At 60.7% G+C, this 21,144-nt stretch carries 13 protein-coding genes and 1 pseudogene; 2 read left to right on the top strand and 12 right to left on the bottom strand.

Features of this window, described 5'->3' with window-relative positions:
• From QZT71_RS06530 to cysS, 5 genes and pseudogenes are all read right to left on the bottom strand, one after another.
• Positions 1–232 (bottom strand): annotated as a pseudogene (locus QZT71_RS06530) (DUF1343 domain-containing protein); the annotation flags it as partial.
• 37 nt (positions 233–269) lie between these two features.
• Positions 270–1,382, bottom strand: coding sequence for a peptide chain release factor 2 (prfB, locus tag QZT71_RS06525; RefSeq protein ID WP_295914092.1), 1,113 nt, complete (start codon positions 1,380–1,382; stop codon positions 270–272).
• Between the two features lie 30 nt (positions 1,383–1,412).
• A complete protein-coding gene (locus QZT71_RS06520) occupies positions 1,413–2,051 on the bottom strand; it encodes an AAA family ATPase (RefSeq protein ID WP_295914089.1) in 639 nt (212 codons plus the stop codon).
• Positions 2,052–2,060: 9 nt separating this feature from the next.
• Positions 2,061–3,464, bottom strand: a complete 1,404-nt coding sequence (locus QZT71_RS06515; protein ID WP_295914088.1) for an MATE family efflux transporter — start codon at positions 3,462–3,464, stop codon at positions 2,061–2,063.
• A gap of 220 nt (positions 3,465–3,684) precedes the next feature.
• On the bottom strand, positions 3,685–5,160 hold the full coding sequence (gene cysS / locus QZT71_RS06510) for a cysteine--tRNA ligase (RefSeq protein ID WP_295914086.1): 1,476 nt from the start codon (positions 5,158–5,160) through the stop codon (positions 3,685–3,687).
• A gap of 182 nt (positions 5,161–5,342) precedes the next feature.
• On the opposite strand from cysS, the gene QZT71_RS06505 reads away from it, so the two are divergent.
• Both QZT71_RS06505 and QZT71_RS06500 read left to right on the top strand, forming a co-directional pair.
• A complete protein-coding gene (locus tag QZT71_RS06505) occupies positions 5,343–6,941 on the top strand; it encodes a DEAD/DEAH box helicase (protein ID WP_295914085.1) in 1,599 nt (532 codons plus the stop codon).
• Between the two features lie 311 nt (positions 6,942–7,252).
• Entirely contained in the window at positions 7,253–10,483 is a 3,231-nt protein-coding gene (locus QZT71_RS06500; protein WP_295914084.1) for a DUF2723 domain-containing protein, read from the top strand.
• A gap of 313 nt (positions 10,484–10,796) precedes the next feature.
• Here QZT71_RS06500 and QZT71_RS06495 read toward each other — a convergent pair whose 3' ends face one another.
• The 7 genes from QZT71_RS06495 to QZT71_RS06465 all read right to left on the bottom strand — a co-directional run bounded on the left by QZT71_RS06495 (position 10,797) and on the right by QZT71_RS06465 (position 21,139).
• Complete coding sequence (locus QZT71_RS06495) at positions 10,797–12,467, bottom strand: arylsulfatase (protein WP_295914082.1); 1,671 nt, start codon at positions 12,465–12,467, stop codon at positions 10,797–10,799.
• Positions 12,464–13,669 (bottom strand): exo-alpha-sialidase, encoded by a 1,206-nt coding sequence (locus QZT71_RS06490; protein ID WP_295914079.1) that lies wholly within the window; start codon positions 13,667–13,669, stop codon positions 12,464–12,466. The genes QZT71_RS06495 and QZT71_RS06490 overlap by 4 nt, the downstream gene beginning before the upstream one ends.
• Positions 13,670–13,691: 22 nt before the next feature.
• Entirely contained in the window at positions 13,692–14,408 is a 717-nt protein-coding gene (locus QZT71_RS06485; protein ID WP_295914077.1) for a FadR/GntR family transcriptional regulator, read from the bottom strand.
• An 82-nt stretch (positions 14,409–14,490) separates the two neighbouring features.
• Positions 14,491–16,047, bottom strand: a complete 1,557-nt coding sequence (locus QZT71_RS06480) for a calcineurin-like phosphoesterase family protein (protein ID WP_295914075.1) — start codon at positions 16,045–16,047, stop codon at positions 14,491–14,493.
• 72 nt (positions 16,048–16,119) lie between these two features.
• Positions 16,120–18,360 carry a fimbrial protein gene (locus QZT71_RS06475; protein WP_295914072.1) on the bottom strand — a complete coding sequence of 747 codons (2,241 nt, stop codon included), beginning with the start codon at positions 18,358–18,360 and terminating at the stop codon, positions 16,120–16,122.
• Between the two features lie 12 nt (positions 18,361–18,372).
• Positions 18,373–19,656, bottom strand: a complete 1,284-nt coding sequence (locus QZT71_RS06470) for an exo-alpha-sialidase (protein WP_295914070.1) — start codon at positions 19,654–19,656, stop codon at positions 18,373–18,375.
• A gap of 13 nt (positions 19,657–19,669) precedes the next feature.
• Positions 19,670–21,139: a RagB/SusD family nutrient uptake outer membrane protein gene (locus QZT71_RS06465; RefSeq protein WP_295914068.1), complete on the bottom strand. Its 1,470-nt coding sequence runs from the start codon at positions 21,137–21,139 to the stop codon at positions 19,670–19,672.
• Positions 21,140–21,144: the final 5 nt, after the last annotated feature.

Below are 21,144 nucleotides of genomic sequence, written 5' to 3'. Positions count from 1 at the left end.
CTCCCGCCGCCTGCCCGCCGCCAAACCCCGCGACGGCCGTATGGTTCGCCAGCACCGCCACGCGCCGCCCCTCCAGCAGCGGGAAGTAGGCCGCCGTATCGGTCATGCCGACCAGAACGGGCTGCTCTGCAATCGCATCGTCACAGGCAAACACAGGCAGTTGCACCTGCGTTCGGGCCCGCAGTCCGAAAGCGCAAAGTAAAAGGCTGGTGGTGAAAAGCAGTTTTTTCATCGGGAAAATGTTTTCGCCGCAGCAGCGGCCGGGGTCATTACGCTTCGGCGCCGTATTCCATCAGGTAGGCCTTGATAAAGGCGTCCAAATCGCCGTCCATCACCGTCTCGACGGCCGAGGTCTGCACGCCCGTGCGGTGGTCCTTGACGCGGCGGTCGTCGAAGACGTAGGAGCGAATCTGCGAACCCCACTCGATTTTTTTCTTCGAGGCCTCGAGCGCCTGCTGCGTCGCCATACGCTTGTCCAGCTCGCGCTGGTAGAGTTTCGAACGGAGGATACGCATGGCATTCTCGCGGTTCATCAGCTGCGAGCGGGTTTCCATATTCTCTATCAGGAACTCCACCGGCTCGCCCGTATCGGCGTCCTTGCCGTGGTAGCGCAGGCGCACGGCCGTTTCGACCTTGTTGACGTTCTGGCCGCCGGCACCGCTCGACCGGAACGTATCCCATTCGATGTCCGACGGATTGACCGTAATCTCGATCGTATCGTCCACGGCGGGCGACACGAAGACCGACGCGAAGGTCGTCTGGCGCTTGTTGTTGGCGTTGAACGGCGACAGGCGCACCATGCGGTGCACGCCGTTCTCGCTCTTGAGGTAGCCGTAGGCGTACTCGCCCTCGAATTCGAGCGTGCAGGATTTCACCCCCACCTCGTCCCCGGCCTGGTAGTCGAGCACCTTGACCTTGTAGCCGTGCGCCTCGCCCCAGCGGGTGTACATGCGCAGCAGCATCGACGCCCAGTCGAGCGCCTCGGTGCCCCCGGCTCCGGCGTTGATGTCCATAATCGCCCCGAGCTTGTCCTCGTCGCGGCGCAGCATGTTGCGCATTTCGAGCGCTTCGACGTGCTCCAGCGTCTGTGCATAATGGGCGTCCATCTCCGCCTCGGTCACGACCTGTTCTTTCACGAAATCGGGCATCAGCACGAGGTCTTCGACCTCTTTGGCCGCCTTGTCGTAATCCTCGATCCACGCCTTGATAGCAGCGACTTTGCGCAGCTGCTCGCGCGCCTTGTCGGGATTGTCCCAGAAGTCGGGTTCCTGGGTCTTCTCCTCCTCGTTGCGCAGGTCGATGCGTTTCTGCTCTATCTCCAGGCAGCGCTCCAGCACGGCAAGGCGCTGTTCCAATTCCTTTATCTGGTCTGCAAGTATCATAATATCAGCATAATTATCGGATTGACACGCCTACCGGACTTTCACGCCCAGTTTGCGCTCCACGAATTCCAGCACGAAATCGACGGTTCCCCCGATGCCCAGCGCCGACGAATCGACACACAGGTGGTAGGTCGCCGCCTCGCCCCAGCGGCCGCAGCTGTAGTAGTTGTAGTAGGCGGCGCGGCGTGCATCTGCGCGGTCGATCATCGCCCCGGCCTCCTCGGGCGAAATGCCCTGCTGGCGGCAAAGGCGGCCGATACGGTCGGCGCGGCCCGCCGCGATAAAGACGTTGACGCTGCGCGGGTGGTCGCGCAGGATATAGTCGGCGCAGCGCCCCACGAACACACACGACTCGCGCGCCGCGAGGTCGCGAATCACGTCGCTCTGGATTTTGAACAGGGCGTCGTTGCTCAACACGTTGCCCCCGGCATACTCGCTGCCGACAAACGGCGAACGCAGGTAGCCGATAAACGTCGCGAACAGGTTGCGCGACTCCTTTTCGTCGACCCGTTCGAATATTTCGGGGCACATGCCGCTCTGCTCGGCGGCCATGTTGATAAGCTGCTTGTCATAGACCCTGATTCCGAGCCTCTGCGCCACGGCCTCCCCGACGGCCTTGCCGCCGCTGCCCAGCTGGCGCCCGATGTTGATGACGAATTTATCTTCCATAATCGCGCGTTATTGAAGGTTTTCCGAACGGGCCGCAGCCATCTGCGCCCGGAATTTCCGCAACTGGTATGCCAGCATGAAGAAAGCGACGACCGACGCCAGCAAATCGGACAGCGGCATCGAGCACCATACGCCCCAGCTGCCGTTCCAACGGGTATGCACGTCGAAAATATGCGGCAGGAAAATCAGTCCCGGCATCAGGAACAGCAGCTGCCGCGAAAGCGACAGGAAAATCGCCTTCCCGGCCATGCCGATGCTCATGAAGAAGTTGGTCGCCACCATCTGGAACCCGATAATCGGGAAGCATACGAAGACAATCCGCATCCCCTCCACGGCCAGCCGGATCAGCTCCGGGTCGTCCGTGAAAGCCGACACCGCCAGCCGCGGCGCCAGTTCGCCCATCAGGAACCCGGCGCCCGTGACGCACGTCGCGCCGATGATTGTCAGTTTCAGCACCCGCAGCACGCGGTCGTACTGCCGCGCGCCGAAGTTATATCCCGCAATGGGCTGCATGCCCTGGTTGATGCCCATGACAATCATCACGAAGAAGAACGCCAGGCGGTTGACGATCCCGTAGGCGCCGATCATCAGGTCGCCGCCGTACTGTTTCAGTCCCTTGTTTATCAGAATGACGATGAAGCACGCCGCGAGGTTCATCAAAAAAGGCGACATGCCGATGGCCATGATGTCGCGCACGATTTTGCGGCGCAGCCGGTAAATCCCGCGCCGGAAATGGAGCAGCTCGCTTTTGTCCGAAAGGATACGGAACTGCCAGGCGAGCGCGATGACCTGCGCCAGTATCGTGGCAACGGCGGCGCCGCGGATGCCCCACCCGAAGCCGTAGATGAACAGCGGGTCGAGCGCGGCGTTGATAACCACGGTATAAATCGTGGCGTACATCGACTTGCGCGGATGCCCCGAAGCGCGCAACACCGAGTTCAGGCCCAGGTACATGTGCGTAATGACGTTACCCGCCAGAATAATCGTCATGTAGTCGCGCGCATAGCCTATCGTCGCATCGCTGGCCCCGAAGAAATAGAGAATCGGGTCGAGGAAAAGCAATGTCACGAACCCGAAAGCAAGGCCGATGATGAGGTTGAGCACCACGACGTTGCCGAGGATGTTCTGCGCCGTTTGGTAGTCGCGCTGCCCCAGACGCATCGACACCAGCGTCGCGGCGCCCACGCCCACCAGCGAGCCGAAAGCCGCGGCGAGGTTCATCAGCGGAAAGGTCAGCGCAAGGCCCGAAATGGCCAAGGGCCCCACACCGTGGCCGATGAAGATGCTGTCGACCATGTTGTAGAGCGACGCCGCCGTCATGGCGACGATTGCCGGCACGGCATATTGTACGAGCAGTTTGCGAATACGCTCGGTACCGAGCTCCGCAGCCGCCCCTTTTATCGTTGCAGTCATAATTTACGTATGTTATATTGTGCCGCCGCACCGGAATCCCCGGCCGGCGTCCGGGCGGAAAAACCCTGCCGCACATCCTGTGCCGGAGCCCGCCCGGAGCAGGAAATCCCGAACGTCCCGGCACTCCCGCCACACCATCCGGACGCAGCGGTACGCCACCCGGCGGCGACCGACGGTACCGGCAGCACCGGCAGCGGCAGCACCAACAGCACCAGCAGCGCTATTCCAGCTCCCAGTCGCTGCCCTGCTTGCCGTCCTTGACGCGGATACCCGCGGCGGCAAGCCCATCGCGGATACGGTCGGAGGCGGCCCAGTCCTTTGCGGCGCGGGCCTTCATGCGCTCGTCGAGCAGCATTTCGACCAGCGGAGTCACGTAATCGCGCCCCGACGCCGCACCGGCGGCTTTCTCGTCGCGCAGGCCGAGGATGTCGAACGCATAGCGGTAAACGGTGGCTTTCAGCGCCTCGAGGTCGGCGGCCGTGACGGTCTGCTGCCCGTCGGCCAGCTGGTTGATGATGCGCACCCAGTCGAACAGCGCCGAGATGACCATCGGCGAGTTCAGGTCGTCGTCCATCGCCGCGCGGCAGCGGTTCTCCAGATCGGCGGGATCGATAGTCGACGCGGCGGACGGCTTGACCTTGTCCAGCGCCTCGATGCCTTTCATCAGGCGGTCGAGGCCCTTTTCGGCGGCCTGCAGCGCCTCGTTCGAGAAGTCGAGCGTCGAGCGGTACTGCGCCTGCAGCACGAAGAAGCGGATGGTCATCGGCGAGTAGGCCTGCGCCAGCAGTTTGTGGCTGCCCGTGAAGAGCTCCTCGAGGGTGATGAAGTTGCCCAGCGATTTGCCCATCTTCTGGCCGTTGATCGTAATCATGTTGTTATGCACCCAGTAGCGGGCCGAATCGTGCCCCAGTGCGGCGGTCGACTGCGCAATCTCGCACTCGTGGTGCGGGAACATCAAATCCATGCCTCCGCCGTGGATGTCGAAGCGTTCGCCCAGGTAGCGGGTCGACATCGCCGAACACTCCATGTGCCAGCCGGGGAATCCCTCGCCCCAGGGCGAAGGCCAGCGCATGATATGCTCGGGGGCGGCTTTCTTCCACAGCGCGAAGTCGTACGAGTGGCGCTTGTCGCCCTGCCCGTCCAGTTCGCGGGTGTTGGCGATGATGTCGTCGAGGTTGCGCCCCGACAGGCGGCCGTAATTATACTTCGCGTTATACTTCTCCACGTCGAAGTAGACCGACCCGTTCGACTCGTAGGCATAGCCGTCGGCCAGAATCTTCTTCACGAACTCGATCTGCTCGATGATGTGCCCCGAGGCATAAGGTTCGATAGACGGGGTTTCGACGTTCAATGCCTCCATCGCCCGGTGATAACGCTCCGTATAGTAGTGCGCCACCTCCATCGGCTCCAGCTGCTCGAGGCGGGCTTTCTTGGCAATCTTGTCCTCGCCCTCGTCGGCGTCGTGCTCCAGGTGCCCGACGTCCGTGATGTTGCGCACGTAGCGCACCTTGTAGCCGCAGGCCTTCAGGTAGCGGAACAGGAGGTCGAACGTCACCGCAGGACGGGCGTGGCCCAGGTGCGGGTCGCCGTAGACCGTCGGGCCGCAGACATACATGCCCACACGGCCGGGGGTCAGGGGTTCGAACTCCTCCTTGCGGCGGGTAAGCGTATTGTAAAGTACAAGCTTCGATTCCATAATTGCGAAAAATTATTGTGCAAAAATAAGAAATTTAATCGAGATGCGCCAGAATCGCGGAATTAATCGTACCTTTGCACCCAATAATAGTGCGCGTTGGTCCGACGCTTCCCGTTTTCCCACCGTATATTATCAAACTAATTTCATCCGGCACACAACGACCGGAACAAAACCCACATGCAATGACTTTTCAGGAACTGAACCTCATAGAACCCATCGAGCTCGCCGTGGCCGAAAAAGGCTACACGACGCCCACCCCCATTCAGGAACAGGCCATCCCGCCCGCACTCGAGGGCCGCGATTTGCTGGGCTGCGCCCAGACCGGCACGGGCAAAACGGCGGCTTTCACGCTGCCCATACTCCAGCTGCTCACCGAAGAGCCCCGCACCAAAGGGCGCCGCAGCATCCGGGCGCTGGTGCTCACGCCGACGCGCGAGCTGGCAATCCAAATCGACGAATGCTGCCGCGACTACGCCCGCCACACGGACATCCGCCACTGCGTGATTTTCGGCGGCGTCAACCAGCGGCCGCAGGTCGAGGCGCTGCAACGCGGTATCGACCTGCTGGTCGCCACGCCGGGACGGCTGTTAGACCTGATCGGGCAGGGTTACATCTCGCTTGCCGCCATCCGCTTCTTCGTGCTCGACGAGGCCGACCGCATGCTCGACATGGGCTTTATCCACGACATCAGGCGCATTCTTCCGCTGCTTCCCCGCGAGCGCCAGACGCTCTTTTTCTCGGCGACGATGCCCGACGACATCGTGAAGCTGGCCAACACGCTGCTCCACGACCCGGCGCGCGTCACCGTAACGCCCCCGGCCTCGGTGGTCGAAACAATCCGACAGAGCGTCCTGTTCGCCGAAAAAGCAGACAAGAGAGGGCTGCTCATCGACCTGCTGCGCCAGCGCAGCGAAGGATCGGTGCTGGTTTTCTCACGCACCAAGCACGGCGCCGACCGCATCGCCCGCATCCTCACCAAAGCGGGTATCGAGGGCCGCGCCATCCACGGCGACAAGTCGCAGGGCGCCCGCGAACGGGCCATGAACGACTTCCGCTCGGGAGCCTGCCGCGTGCTGATTGCCACCGACATCGCCGCACGCGGCATCGACATCAGCGAGCTGCCGCTCGTAATCAACTACGACCTGCCGGAGGTGGCCGAAACCTACGTCCACCGCATCGGCCGCACGGGCCGCGCCGGACGGGACGGGGAGGCCGTGTCGTTCTGCTCGGAGGACGAACGTCCGCTGCTCAAGGAGATCCAGAAACTCACCGGACTGGTGCTCGACCCGGATTCCGGGGAGCTGACACCCGCCCGAGACAGCCGGCAAAAGCCCGCAGGACAAAACCCCGGCACGGCGCAAGCCGGCGTGCAGAAACAACCCGCACCAAAACAACCCGTGCAGAGCCGGGCAGGACAGCGGCCGGGCAGGCGCAAGCCGCAGGGACGAGCTCCCGGCACCCCGCAACTGCAGGGACAGCAAACCGGCAACAGACAAAGCGCGGACACGCAGCCGCAGGAAGGCCGGGATACCGTGGCACGGACGGCACGCCGCCGGGCACGGCACAGCAACCGCAGCGGAGAAAAGCCGGAGGGACAAAAGGCCCCGGCCGCGAACCCGGGACGCGGACAGGAGGGCCGCAAAGCCGGAAGCCCGAAACCCGCCCGGGACAAACGAACCGCGGAAAGCCCCGAGGCATCCCGCAAAGCCCTGGCTCCGGCAAAGAAAAAGTCCGGCATGGGCAACTGGCTCTCCGGCATTTTGAAGCCGGGACGCAAGTAACCGCCGGACAACGGCCCGCCACACCATCTGCAAATGCCGGAGCGTTGCTCCGGCATTTCGCATCTTCGCATCGAAGCCGTCCTGCGCACGGACGGCACGAACGAACCGCAAGCGCTGCGAGCGCCGCCATCAATCTTTCCATAATCGCGTCACCGTTTGGTTTTTGCAAAGACAGGGAAAACGGGAATCTTACGCACGAATCTCCGAAAAGCCTTAAAAATCGCAACTTTCCGCCTTTGGCGGGTAATATTGATTGGATTTCGCCGTTAAATGATTACTTTTGCACGTACAAAGCGAACATACCGAAAAATATGACATTCTTTAAACGCTGGAACAACATCGTCGGCTGGGCGGTCTTTGCCATAGCCGCTGTTGTCTACCTGATGACCATGGAGCCCGTGTCGAGCCTCTGGGACTGCTCGGAATTCATCGCCACCTCCTATAAGCTCGAAGTCGGCCACCCGCCCGGGGCGCCGCTGTTCATGATTCTGGCCCGCCTGGCCACGCTGTTCGCCCCCTCGCCCGATTACGTGGGCATGGCCGTGAACGCCATGAACTCCATCGCCAGCGCATTCTGCATCCTGTTCCTGTTCTGGACCGTCACGCACCTGGCGCGGCGGCTCGTGACCCGCGACGGCGGACAGCTCACCCGGGCCAACACCTGGGCCGTCCTGGGCGCAGGCGCCGTAGGCGCGCTGGCCTACACGTTCACCGACACGTTCTGGTTCTCGGCCATCGAAGGCGAGGTATACGCCCTCTCGTCGATGTTCACGGCACTCGTGGTGTGGCTGATGCTCAAATGGGAAGAGGAGGCCGACCAGCCCCACTCGTCGCGCTGGATCGTCCTGATTGCCTACATGATGGGCCTTTCGATCGGCGTCCACATCCTCAACCTGCTGACCATTCCGGCGCTGGTGTTCGTCTACTACTTCCGCAAAACCGAAAAGGTAACCTTCAAAGGCATCGCTTACGCCACCCTGATCGCCGGGGCCATCCTTCTGTTCGTCAACAACATCATCATCCCCTACACGGTCTACGTCGGGGCGATGCTCGACCTTTTCTTCGTCAACACGCTGGGCCTGCCCGTCAACTCGGGCATGGTGCTCTTCGCACTGGCGCTGATCGGCGGCCTGGGCTGGGCCTCGTGGTACACCCACCGCAAGGGCAAGGTGGTCTGGAACGTCATCCTGCTCTCGACGACAATGATTCTGGTCGGCTTCTCGTCCTACGCCTCGGTAACAATCCGCGCCGCGGCCAACCCGCCGATGAACAGCAACAACCCCAACAACCCCCATGCGCTGATGTCGGTGCTCAACCGCGACCAGTACGGCGACCGCCCGCTGCTGTTCGGCGCCTACTATTCGGCTCCGCCCGAGGGGTACAAGGAGAAACATTTCTACTACCTCGACGAGGACGGCAAGTACAAACCCGCCTCGGTCATCACGGGCTACACCCACGCCCCGGAATTCATCCACTTCTTCCCCCGCATGTGGGACACCCGCAAGGGCGAAAAGGAGTACAGGCAGTGGGCCGCCTACCGCACCAAGACCGAAATCCTGCGCGACGACAAGGGCGAGGTAATCCGCGATGCGCAGGGACGTCCCGTACAGGGCGAGGTACTCGATTTCGGCCGCAAGAAAATTTACAACGACGGCTACGAAAACCGCACCGTCGTCGAGCCGACGTTCGCCGAGAACCTCAACTACTTCTTCAACTACCAGCTTTCGTACATGTACTGGCGCTACTTCCTGTGGAATTTCGTGGGACGCCAAAGCGACATACAGCCTACGCAGACGACCATCACCGACGGCAACTGGCTCTCGGGCATCGGCTGGATTGACGAGAAGTTCCTCGGGCCGCAGGACAACCTGCCGCGTGAAATCGCCGACAACAAGGGGCGCAACACCTACTATTTCCTGCCTTTCCTGCTGGGCCTCATCGGACTGCTCTACCAGCTCAACCGCGACCAGCGCAATTTCTCGATCGTCATGTGGCTCTTCATCATGACGGGTATCGCGCTGGTGTTCTACTTCAACACCTCGCCGGGCGAGCCGCGCGAGCGCGACTACGTCTATGCGGGCTCGTTCTACGCCTTCTCCATCTGGATAGGCTTCGGCGTGCTGGCAATCCGCGACCTCGTGGCATGGCTCACCAAACGCAACAACGTCGCAACGGCGGCCGTCGCGACGGCTGTGTGCATGGGCGTGCCCGCAATCCTTGCGGCGCAGAACTGGGACGACCACGACCGCTCGCACCGCTACATGGCGCGCGACATCGGCTGGAACTACCTCATGTCGACGCTTCCCAATTCGATCATCCTCAACTACGGCGACAACGACACGTTCCCGCTGTGGAACAACCAGGAGGTCTACGGCGTACGTCCCGACGTGCGCATCATGAACACCTCCTACCTGGGCGGCGAATGGTACATCGACGAGATGAAAACCAAGGCCAACGACGCGCCGGGCGTACCGTTCTCGCTGCCCAAGCGCAAATACACCTTCACCAACGACTGGGTGCCCGTGGACAACCGCTTCGACCGGGCCGTGGACATCAAGGAGGTTATCGATTTCATCCGCAGCGACGACCCGCGCAGCAAGCTCAAGCTCTCCGACGGTTCGACGACCGACTACATCCCCACCAAGCGCATCGCGCTGCCGGTGAACAAGGAGAACGCCATCGCCTCGGGCATCGTGGCCGAGAAAGACCGCGATTTGATCGTCGACACGGTATACCTCAACCTGCGGAAAAATTCGCTGGACAAAAACCAGCTGATGATTCTCGACATGCTGGCCAACTTCGACTGGAAGCGCCCGATTTACATGACGCAGGTCTACATCCTGCAGGACTTCGGCCTGATGGATTACCTCCAGTTCGACGGCTACGCCTACCGTTTCGTGCCGATTCTGACCCCCGTGAAGAATCCGTGGGAAATCGGGCGCGTCGACCCGGACTACGCGGCGCCGCTGCTGCGCGACACGTTCCGCTACGGTAACCTCGCCGACCCGCGGGTCTACGCCGACTACTTCATCCAATACAACCTGAGCGCCTCGCACGCCCGCGACGCCTTTGCCCGCGTGGCTAAGGAGCTGCTGCGGCAGGAGCGCGCCGAGGAGGCCGTCGAACTGCTCGACCTGGGGCTCGAGCGGATGCCGACCTCGCAGATCCGCTTCACCGACGCCAACACCTACCCGTTCCTCGAGGCCTACTACGCCGCCTCGGCGATGGGCGTCGAAGAGGCCGCCGAAAAGGGCGACGCGCTGCTGCGCGAGTACATGCGGACGCTGATCGAGTACATCGAGCATTACTTCCGCTTCGAGGGCGTGCAGGGCGATATGGTTTCCCCGCTCATCGACGACAAACTCGAGCAGCTGGGCGACATTTACTACCTGGCCGTCTATGCGGGCCGCAAGGAAATCGTAGCCGAAATCAACGACTACTACCGCACGCTGGGCGTGGAGGAGGAGAACCTCGTGGATGTCGGCGACAAACCCCACCAGATAGACACGACGCTCCTGCCCCGGCAGGATACCGCAAACTGACGGCCGGACAGCCGTGAACGACAAAAAAGCCCCTCCGCAACGGAGGGGCTTTTTTGCCGAAACAGGCACATGCAGAAAAGGAATGGCATCGCACATTCAGGCATTGATTCTTTATCCGGCACAGGTTCCGCGGCGTTCCTGTGAACATCCGCCATGTCGCACGTCGGATGAAATACCTGTCGTAAAGGGGACTGTTTTACCGGCTGTTCCCCTTTAAGACGCACTCCCGCGAACCGGGACTCCGGCCCGGGAATCTGCGGATGCTCCGGCAGGAAATCATCGATGCCCCGCGGGCCGTCCGGCAAGGTCTTTTTTACCGTTCGTTGTATATTTTCATCTTCTGCCCGCCGTATTCGTTCATCAGCTGCGGATAGGGCAATACACCGTTCGCATCGGCCCATCGGAAATAGCATTGTGCCATTCGGTCAACCCTGCGGGGATGCCGGGCCGACAGATTATGCTGCTCGGTACGGTCGTGCGCAATGTCGTAGAGTTCCCATTGCTGTCCGTTGAAATAGGAAGCCACGAGCTTCCATCGTCCGAGGCGTACCATGCGGTTTCCTTCGTGTTCGGCGAAGATCGCACGGACGGGAAGCCGCCGTCCCCGGGCAAGGGGCAGAAGCGAAACGCCTTCGGCCGGCACCAGTTGACGTCCCTCGTACTCGTCGAGATACCCTATTCCTGCGGCATCGAGGCAGGTTGCCATGATATCGATGAGATGGCAGGGCTGGTGGTCGATGCCGCCCGGGTGTTTCACCCGGTTGCCCCACCACAGAATACTCGGAGAAGAGATCCCGCCCTCGTGAGCGAAATGTTTGTAAAGGCGAAACGGAGCGCAGCAGACATTGGCCCAGCCGGTGCCGTAGTGGTGATAAGTTCCGGGCTGTCCCATGCCGGCGAGTTCCTCGGCGGTGTGGACATGGTAGTTCGTGCCGCTACGGCCGTCGAACCCGAATTCATGCCATTCGGCGCAGGCTCCGTTGTCCGAGAGAAAGAGTATGAGCGTGTTTTCCAATTGTCCGTTATCGCGCAGCGCTTCGATAAGGCGTCCGATATTGCGGTCCATGATGTCGACCATAGCCGCATAAATGGCCATGCGGCGTGCCAAATCACGCTGCTGTTCCTCCGAAAGCGCGTCCCATGCCGGAATCGATCGTGTCCGGTCGATAAACTGACTTGCCGGCACTTGGCCCCGACCTGCAGCCAGCTCCCCGTCGGCCAGCAATCCCAGGCGGCGCAGACGCGCTTCGCGCTCCTCCCGGATCGCATCCCAGCCTTTCAGATAGAGCTCCATGTAATGATCGATACGCTCACGGGGAGCTTGCAGCGGGAAATGCGGGGCGTTGTATGTCACGTGCAGGAAGAGCGGTTTGTGCAGTTCGCGCGCCCGGGCTGCAAAATCAATGGCGTAGTCGGTAATGGCGTCCGTGGCGTAAAATTCGCCCCGGGCATATTCCCGCCGGGGTGCCGTTTCGGGCAGTCGGACATACCGTTCGGGATTCCAGTAGGTCATGGCGCCGTTGAGGAATCCGTAAAAGTCGTCGAAGCCGCAGTCGACGGGGGTATACGCCTTTCCCAGGTGCCATTTGCCCGCCATGGCGGTATGATAACCAGCCGTGCGGAGCGCTTCGGCGATGGTGAGGTTGTTGTCCTGGCGATAGCCCCGGTAACCCTCGGGCCATGCTTCCCGGTGGTCGCGCACCATTTCGCCGATACCTACCCGATGGGGATAGAGTCCTGTCAGAAGGCAGGCTCGCGAGGGGCAGCTGCGACCCGAATTGTAGAGTTGCGTGAGTCGCAGGCCTTCGGCCGCCAGCCGATCCAGTGCGGGCGTTTCGATCTCGCCCCCGAAGCATCCCGGGTCGGAAAAACCGAGGTCGTCGGCCAGGATGACGACAATGTTGGGCGGCGTGAGGACGTGTTGGGCCGACGCTGTGCCGGCGGCGGTCAGCGCGGCAGGGAAAAAGAGGGTTCGGAGATTCATGGGCGGAGCGTAACGACGGTGAATGAGATGCGGCGGTAGAGGTCGTCGGCATCGCCGTTTTCGTAGAGCACGCCTACGCGGTTCCGGTCGAGTCGCACCAAATCGGAATAGGCTGTCGGCCCGGGACAGACGGTTACCAGATGGCTCCATGTCCGGCCGTTGTCGCGGCTCTCGCACAGCGAGAGGTTGTGGCGTCGGCGCGGATCGTGCGGGTTGCAGAAGAGCAGCCGCCGGGTGGGACGGTTGCCGCGCGTGAGGTTCAGCAGACTTCCCTGACAACGGGGTTCGACCAATTCGGGTTGTTCGCCCCGGATGCTCCAGCCTGTCCCGCCGTCGCGGCTTACGGCGTAAAGCCGGAGGCTGTCGCTGCGTTCGTAGTGACGCATGTTCAGCAACAGCGAGCCGTCTGCGAGTTCGGCGACCGTGCTTTCGTTTCCGCCGCGCTGCGAAACAGCTCCCAACTGCCACGTGAGTCCTTCGTCGTCGGAGAAGAGCAATTGCGAATAGGATTCGACCCGGCCGTCGTTTTCCAGTCGTTTGTGGTTGGCCGGGACGACGATACGCCCTTTGTGGGGCCCACGGCGCTTGACGATGGCGTGGCACGGGCCGGTGGCGTACCAGGTCCAGTCCGGGGCCTTGACCCCGGCGGTGATCTCTTCGGGACGGCTCCAGGTTCGTCCGTGGTCTTCGGAGCGAAGCACGAAAACACGCCGCGTATCGACGCTCGTGCGGCGCTCGATCTGCCGTTCGCGGTCGCAGCCGCGATTCCAGGTTGCAAGCATGACGATCCGCCCGTCGTCGAGAACCGCGGGGGCCGGATTGCCGCAGGTATTGCCGCCGTCGTCCCAGACCGTCGTGATCGGGCCCCAGGTGTGTCCGTCATCCTCCGAACGGCGCATCACGAGGTCGATGTCGCCGCTGTCGCGTTTGTCGTGCCGGCGCGCTTCGGCGAAAGCTATCAGCGCATCGTCGCCCGTGCGGACGACGACCGGAATCCGGAATCCCGCATAGCCGTCCTCTCCTTCGGCAAAGACCGTGACTGCCTCGCCGACGACGGGGGCGGCGGACTTACGGACGGATTTGCCGGGCTTGCCGGCAGCGGTGGATGCTGTAAATGCTGTGGATGCGGCTGCCGCTTCGGCTGCCAGCGTTATGCCGAGGAGCATAATTCCCCCGACAAGGCTTCGCAAAGTCTGTTTCATGGTAATCGGTATGTGGACGGGGTTACCGTCTGTGGCGTTCGAGGTAGATCGTGTAGAGTTTGAAATGCTCGACAATGGCGTGTTTGTACCCTTCGAGATCGCCGCGTTTGATGTAATCCAGCAGATGGCGGTGGGTGACCAACTCGCAGTTCTGGATAAGTTCCTGCTCGATGGGTTCGAAGAAGTCGCGGTATTTCTCCTTGACGAAATCCAGCACCGGGTAGATGATATCCTGGAACTCCGAGATGATGCGGTTGCCCGTGATTTCATAGAGCTTCGTATGGAAACGGTGCTCGCTGATGGGGGCGTATTTGTTGTTGCCGATCACCTGGCTCATTTCGACGATCTGTTCCAGTTCTTCGATGTCCTGCGGGGTGAGATTGCTGAAAATGTTGCTGCTGATGCCGATTTCGAGCGCTATGCGGAATTCAAGGATGTCGCGCAGCGTCGATTCGTTCATCAACAGCGGATTTATGCAGCGCTTCATGCCGCCGAGCAGCGAAGGTTCACCCAGCATCATGCCTTTCTTGGTACGTGAAACGATCATGCCGGTCATCTTGAAACGGCTCAACGCTTCGCGCAGAACCGGACGCCCGACGCCCAGCGATGCGGCCAGTTCGATCTCGTTGGGGATGCTGCTACCCGGACGCAGCCCCTTCTCCTTGAAGAAACGAATCAGACTCTCTTCGACACTGTCGACGAGCGTGGTATTGCGGTTGTCCAGTTTCAGAACCTCCATCTGTGGTAATTTTCTGTAAAGATACGAATTATTTTTTGTCATGTCAAATTATTCAGACAAATCGAAAGTACGCTCCGATTCGTCACTCCGTCTGCCAGTCGAATTGCTTGGGGCGCTCGACCGTCTGGCGGTATTTGCGGCCGAAACGGTCGGTAACGATTACTTCGATCGGCGTGTCGGGGGCCGAGGCTTCGACCGAGAACATGTGCGGATTGGCGACGGCACGGAAAGCCGTGGGACGCGTGGGCAGCACATCGCGGCGAATGAGGATGTAGAGCGGATCTTTGGCCCAAACCTGTTCGACTTTCAGGTCGCGGCCCTTCTCGCGCACGCGCACCGTCCATTTTTCGTCCCAGTTGTAGACGTTAATCAGACAACGGTTGCTGCCCGGCTGTCCGCCGAACTCCTCGGGCACCCGGTTCAGGTCGTAGACGCGGAACTGGTTGCAGTCGGCCCGGTAGCCGTTGGGCTTGAACTGCCAGCTGGCCCGATCGCCGCGGTAACGCAGAACCAGGTAGCCGCCGGGAGAACCGTCCTCGCTCACCAGCCGGCTTTCGGGACCGTTGATTTTCCACGACACGGCTGAAGCCGAAACGAGCGTGTGCTGGAAAATGCGGTCGGTCAGCGGGATGTTGATGAAACGGTGGTTGTGACCCGTCAGCAGGCGCACGTCGCCGAACCGAGCCAGCAAAGGCATGAGCTGGTCGTGCATGACCTGCTGGTTTTCCCGGGCCGAGAATTCGGGGATACCGTCGCTGCCAATCCCCGTCCAGTCGGCGACGGGTACATGCATGCAGACGACGAGCGGAGTGTCGCTGCCGACGGTTTCCAGATCGCGGCCCAGCCAGCGGAGCTGGCGCTCGTCGAGCCGGTAGTCATTGCGGGAAGGACGCCTGCCGTTCTTGAGCGCACCTTTGCGTACGATGGTGTTGTCGAGCATGACGAAATGCACCTTCCCGAGGTTGAACGAATAGTAGTTCGGGCCGATAATCTGCCGGAACGGGCGCTGTGCGATGCTGTCCCACTGCGCGTCGGGAATCGCCGGATCGACGAACCGCTCGTTGTCGTGGTTTCCCGGAATGTGGAAGACGGGCGAGGGATAGGTTTTCATCACATCGAGGTACTTGCGCAGCGCGAAGTCGTTTTTATGCCACATGATGTCGGTGGTCATGTCGCCCAGGTGGAGCGAGTAGACCGGGCCTTTGGTGCGCTCGATTTCATGCGAAATGTCGGGCAGGTACCATTTGCGGAACTGCGGCAGGTCGAGTTCTTCGGGATCGCCCCGCAGGTGGGTGTCTGTGGAGATGAAGAGCGTGAAGTTGTCGTTACTGCGTTTTTCGAGTTGGAAGTCGATTACGTCGAGATCGCAATGGGTCGTGTAACCGAAAAAACGCGGAATCAGACCGTCAGTAGCCGTTTCGTAACCTCCGGGAATGGACATGAATACATATCCGCAGGGTTTCGAGGAGCGCATTTCGTAACATCCGTCGGAGTTCGTCCGAACAACCAGTTCGCCGTCCGAAACGACGACCCCGGCGACGGGTTTCCCCTTGCAGGTAACTCGCCCCACGATGTTGGGCTTCTGCGCCTGCGCGCACCAGGCGGCGCAGAGTGCGATGAATAGGAACAGTTTTTTCATTTTCGTTCTCGGTGAGCGGAGCAGTCCGGAGGAAAGTGCCCGGGGCACCTTCCTCCGACCGTTCCGGGTGTTTTATTTTTCTTTCACGCAACGGATTTGCATCGCCTGGTTACGGTAGCCGAGGTCTTCGGTGTCGGCATGCACCTGGGCCGTACCGATAGCCGGAGCAAACATGAACGTATAACGGCCTGCCGGACGGAAATAGAGCAGTCCCGAAGCATAGGTCGCGGACGTCTTCGAATAGGGATTGTTTTCGCCCGTGAACATCGAGCGCGACCAGTAGAACGCGGCGTTGTTCGACTCCACGACGGCTCCCGTGGCATCACGGCGTCCGCCGCAGGGGAAGATGAGGGTTTCCACGGCCGGATCGGTTTCATGCTCCGGCCAGAAATTCCGGGCGTCCGCCACTTTGGGGAAGTCGGCCGATGCGTCGGCCTTGAGCCGGTCGATGCGCAGGATATTCTCGCCGCCGGTCATGTGGTTCTGCGTATCCTTCTCATGGGTTTTGGAATAGGAGGGCGGCGTCGTGGTCTGTGTACCGCCTTTGTTTATCCACAGGTAGCGGACGTACCAGGCATCGGCCGTACCCTTTTGTTTGATGCCGGAGTGGAACATGGTCTCCGTATCTTTCGTGATGGCTCCCGAACCGAAACCTACATAGGGATGCGTCACTCCGTTCGGAAGCACTTCTGCCTTGTCCTGTTTTCCGTTTGCGAAAATCAAGGCGTTGGTGCGATAAGGCATGACGTCGGCCAGCTCCTCGTAGGTCGGCAGCCTCCAGCCTGCGGGACAGGGATTCGTCGTGACGGATTCCCAGTACCGGTCGAAGGAGCCTTCGACGCCCTGCGCGTTCCAGTCCTGCGTTTGGCCCGCATAGGCGATGAACGCCGGGCTGGCGAGGGCCTCCGCGGGGGTCATCTGCGTCGACACGGTTTCAACGTCGCCGGTTGCGGGGAAGGGCATCGTACGGCCCCACTGGTAGAGGTAACCGAAACTGCGCACGTCGTTGGCGAAGGCCTGCGAAGCCCGGAGCGTGGCGCCGATGGAGCGATCCATCCACTCCAGGTTGCCGAACTTGATCGTCTTGATGCCTGCGAGCCCCTGCTGGACGACCTTGACATTGCAGGTCGCACCGCCGGCGTTGACGGCGAAAGAGGCCGTCCGATCCTCGCCGGGATTCTCCTTCAGCGTGCGGATACGGATAGTACCCTCCCCGACGATGGCGGCATCGTACCAGTCTTCCGATATGGCTCCGATTTCGGCCGAGCCGTCGACGTTGAGAATGTAACCTATCGTGAAGCCGTAGTTCGGTTCGGGGGTGAAGGGCAGCGTCACGGTATTCTTGTCCGAAAGCCATTCGCCCGTGATTTGGATGGCATCCACTTCGGCCGCACCGCTGAAGTCGGGCGACAGCACGGCCGTCACCTCCCCGCCCCGGTTGCGGAGCGTCAGTTTATAGTCGTAGTCGGCGTAAAGGGTGCTGGCAAGCGTGGTTTTGCAGACGAAATCGCTGCCCGAGAGAGTGCCTTTCACCGTGACGGCCGTCTGGTTGGCGGTTGCCGGCAGCAGGTAGAAAGCACCGGCCTCTTCGCCCGGCGCGAGGTCGGCCGCTGCGGAATAGTCGACGGTCGGCAGATCGACCGAAATGGTCTTGACAAAGGGATAGACGCTCGCCGAAGCCCCGGAAACCGAAACATCCGAGAGGACGATCTGCCCGGAAAGCGTGTTGCGAAGCGATATCTTGGTGACGGTACGGGCCAGGCACACCGGCACATGGGCATTGCCCGCACTGGCGATGAAAGTCGTGCCGGCCATGACGAAGGGGGCTGCCGGGGCTTTGGTACCGGCAGGGGTTACGACGACGCCGCTGCGGAAATCGTTGAGCTCCGTGGCCGGAGCGCTTTCGGTCGCTTCGTCGAGCGTGACGAGTGCCGGAAGCGTCACGCTGCCGCCGGCATTGCCCAGCACGAAGACATGCTTCTGTCCGGAAGTAGGAAGCATGATCTGCTCGCTGCCGATGCGGTAGTTGTGCGTTCCGGCGATTTTTTCCGGTTCCATGGGGACGATTCCCTGCCTGTAGTATTGCAGGGCATTGGTCGTAACGTCGAAAATATAGATATCGTAACTCGTGACAGTCCGCTCGTCGGCCGAAGCGGTCGAGCGGGTTGAAACCATCGTACCGCTGACCTGCACCTCGACGCTCATCTCGGCCTGTTGCCGGTTGTTCTCCAACACGCTGTTCTCGTCGTGCAGTTCGGGTGAGCAAGCTATGGCGAGAAGCCCGCAAAGAAGGCTTATGGTTCGTTTTTTCATGACTCGGAGGGTTTATTCGTTGATGTATTTTGCAATCGTGGCAGCCGGAATCTTACGGAACGAAATCTGTTCGCTGTAATGCGTCGGCCCGTTTTCATAGAGTATGCCGACGCTGCCGTCGTCGAAGACGACCAGATCCGAATAACCGGACTTGCCGTCGGTAATCGGGTAAACGTCCGTTTTCCAGGTGGCACAGTCGTCCAGGCTGGCCCGAATCGAGAGATGGTCACGTGTGGTGCTGTTGTTGCTGCTGGCCAGGATGACCGACGAAGGAACGCCGTTCGTATTGTAGTTTACAATCGAGCCCTGGCATCCCGGGTCGGTGCGCAGCGGGTTGGCCGTATAACGGCTCCAGGTGATGCCGCCGTCCCCGCTGACGCTCCAGCCGCGCTGTTTCTTGTAAGCTCCCGTGCCGCGCATGTCGAGATAGATGCGGCCGTCGGACAGCTCGACCGGCACGCATTCGTTGCCGTAGTGCAGTTCTTCGTCGAGTTCGAGCATGTGCCAGCTCTCGCCGTTGTCGTCGGAGTAAGCGACGTGCGAACCGTAATAATTCTCGTCCTCCGAATCAGCGGTTACGGGCACTCCGGCGTAGACCTGATATTTGTGGTCGCAGCCGACGAGGATGCGTCCCTTGTGCTGGCCGGATTTCAACTGGATGGCGTGTCCGGGGCCCGCTTTGAAGAAGCCTGTCCACAGATAGGCGTCGGGGTTCGAATTGCGGTTTTCGGTGAACCACTTGAACGGGCCCGACCAGGTTTGGCCTTCGTCGTCGGAGTAGAAGCTGACCACGTGGTTGTGGTATCTCTGCGACTCCTCGAACGAGAAATAGTTGCTTTTGAATTTCGCCTCGGTCGTCCCGGTGCGCGCCCAGCAGCAGAATACCACCAGGCGGCCGCTTTCGGTATAGACGGCGCAGGCGTTTCCGCAGGTGTTGTCCTCGTCGTCGAACAATACCTGCGAGGGGCCCCAGGTCTGGCCGTCGTCGGTCGAAACCCGGTAGACCAAATCGATGTCGCCGCCGTCCTTGTTGGTCGAGCCGGTCTCTTCGCGCGCCTCGCAGAAGGCAATCAGTTTGTGCGGGGTGCGTACCAGTCCCGGGATGCGGAAATTGTGTATGCGTTTGGTGGGATAGACGGCTCCCTTGTTTTTCCACAGCACCTGTGTCGTTCCGGCCGAAAGGTCGGTTCCTTCGTCCAAATCGTGGGTCGGCGTGCCGAACTCGAAGGAATCGCCGCAGGCGACGGCTGCCATCGCCAGCACGGGAAGCAGGAGTTTCAATATTTTAGTTTTCATCGTGGCGTGTTTTTTAGTTGTAACCTACCGTTTGACGGATATTCGGATTTTCGTTCATGCAAGCGGTCGTGATGGGCCACAGCAGGATATTGGTTTCGTTCTGGCGGCCGCGGAGCGATTCGATTTTCGTAAAGGCGTAGCCCAGGCGGATGTAGCTCCACCAGCTTTTGCCTTCACCGGCGAATTCTTTCAGGTACTCGGTCATCAGCGACTCCTTGAAACTGTGGTAATCCGAGGAGGCGTAATAATTGTCGATGCCGTAAGCCCGTTTGGCGACGCGGTTGAGGTATGTGAGCGCCGTCGGGATGTTGCCCCGTTCGTTTTCGATTTCGGCCTTGAAGAGCAGCGCTTCGGCATAGCGGTAAAGCGGCACGTCGGAGATGAAATAGCGTTTGTTGTCGGCCCATTTGCCGGCGAACTTGTTGACCCATGTGTAGCGGTAGCCCTCCTCTTCGTCGGTCCAGTCGCCGTAGCTGACCGGGGTGCGGGTGTCGCGTTCGTCCTTGTAGAGAAGTTCCACGAGACTCGGCGAGAAGATGAAACGCTGGTCGTCGGAGGTCATCAGTTTGACGTGCGTTTCGATATGTTCGCTGGCCGAATGGAACCGGGTCTGCGGAATGAGGTAGGTGCTGGCATAGCCGCCTTCGTACTCTCCCTGTCCGAAATGGAGGGTGAGGATGATTTCGGCATTGTTCTTTTTCGTGATGTCGAAAATGTCGGCATAGGAGCCGATCAAGTCGAGCCGCGAATCCTTGAACACTTCGGCCAGAGCCTCGTCGGCTGCCGTGAGGGCGTCATCGCCGCCTTCGCGGGTCTGGTAAAGCCAGAGATTGTAGTCGGCCTTGAGCATCTGTACGGCGCTGCGTGTGGCGATGGTGCAGTCGGCAGCCGATGCAGGCATCAGGCGGAGCGCATCCTCGATGTCGCGGGCCACCTGTTCGTAGATCAGCGCCGCGTCGCTGCGCGAAGGCTGCAGGTCGCTGTCGCTCGACTCGAAACCCTCCAGGAGCAGCGGTGCATCACCCCATACGCGGGCGATGTTGTAATAGGTGTAGGCGCGCACGAAATGGGCATTGGCCAGAATGAGGTTCTTCAGGTTTTCGTCCGAGAACGTGATTCCCGGCACATGGCGCAGGATGAGGTTGGCATTGTTAATCGTCGTGTAGCTCGAACCCCAGTTGGTGCCTTTGGTTTCGCTGCTGTCGAGCGCGTTGTTGAACATCTTGTCGGCCGAGCCCGAGCCGCCGGCTCCGTTGGTGAAGGTTCCGGCACGGTAATCGCCCCAGTAAATCAGGGCCGTCTGGAACGATGCGCGGAACTGATGGTACATGCCGTAGAGGGCACCCTTGGCATCACCTTCGTCGAGCCACATGTTCGAAGTCGTGATCTTGCTTTTCTGAATGATGTCCATGTCACCCAGGCACGAAGCGGAACCTGCCGACAGCGTGACGAGCAGCACGAGTTTTATGAGTCTGTTTTTCATAACGG

This window comes from uncultured Alistipes sp. (assembly GCF_902388705.1).
Taxonomy (GTDB): Bacteria; Bacteroidota; Bacteroidia; order Bacteroidales; family Rikenellaceae; genus Alistipes.
This window is presented reverse-complemented; position numbering and strand designations above follow the sequence as displayed.

Coding starts and splice junctions, on each gene's coding strand:
- QZT71_RS06500 (WP_295914084.1), top strand. CDS start 7,253: ATGACATTCTTTAAACGCTGGAACAACATCGTCGGCTGGGCGGTCTTT.
- QZT71_RS06515 (WP_295914088.1), bottom strand. CDS start 3,464: ATGACTGCAACGATAAAAGGGGCGGCTGCGGAGCTCGGTACCGAGCGT.
- QZT71_RS06465 (WP_295914068.1), bottom strand. CDS start 21,139: ATGAAAAACAGACTCATAAAACTCGTGCTGCTCGTCACGCTGTCGGCA.
- QZT71_RS06505 (WP_295914085.1), top strand. CDS start 5,343: ATGACTTTTCAGGAACTGAACCTCATAGAACCCATCGAGCTCGCCGTG.
- QZT71_RS06490 (WP_295914079.1), bottom strand. CDS start 13,669: ATGAAACAGACTTTGCGAAGCCTTGTCGGGGGAATTATGCTCCTCGGC.
- QZT71_RS06495 (WP_295914082.1), bottom strand. CDS start 12,467: ATGAATCTCCGAACCCTCTTTTTCCCTGCCGCGCTGACCGCCGCCGGC.
- QZT71_RS06485 (WP_295914077.1), bottom strand. CDS start 14,408: ATGGAGGTTCTGAAACTGGACAACCGCAATACCACGCTCGTCGACAGT.
- QZT71_RS06480 (WP_295914075.1), bottom strand. CDS start 16,047: ATGAAAAAACTGTTCCTATTCATCGCACTCTGCGCCGCCTGGTGCGCG.
- QZT71_RS06470 (WP_295914070.1), bottom strand. CDS start 19,656: ATGAAAACTAAAATATTGAAACTCCTGCTTCCCGTGCTGGCGATGGCA.
- cysS (WP_295914086.1), bottom strand. CDS start 5,160: ATGGAATCGAAGCTTGTACTTTACAATACGCTTACCCGCCGCAAGGAG.
- QZT71_RS06475 (WP_295914072.1), bottom strand. CDS start 18,360: ATGAAAAAACGAACCATAAGCCTTCTTTGCGGGCTTCTCGCCATAGCT.
- prfB (WP_295914092.1), bottom strand. CDS start 1,382: ATGATACTTGCAGACCAGATAAAGGAATTGGAACAGCGCCTTGCCGTG.
- QZT71_RS06520 (WP_295914089.1), bottom strand. CDS start 2,051: ATGGAAGATAAATTCGTCATCAACATCGGGCGCCAGCTGGGCAGCGGC.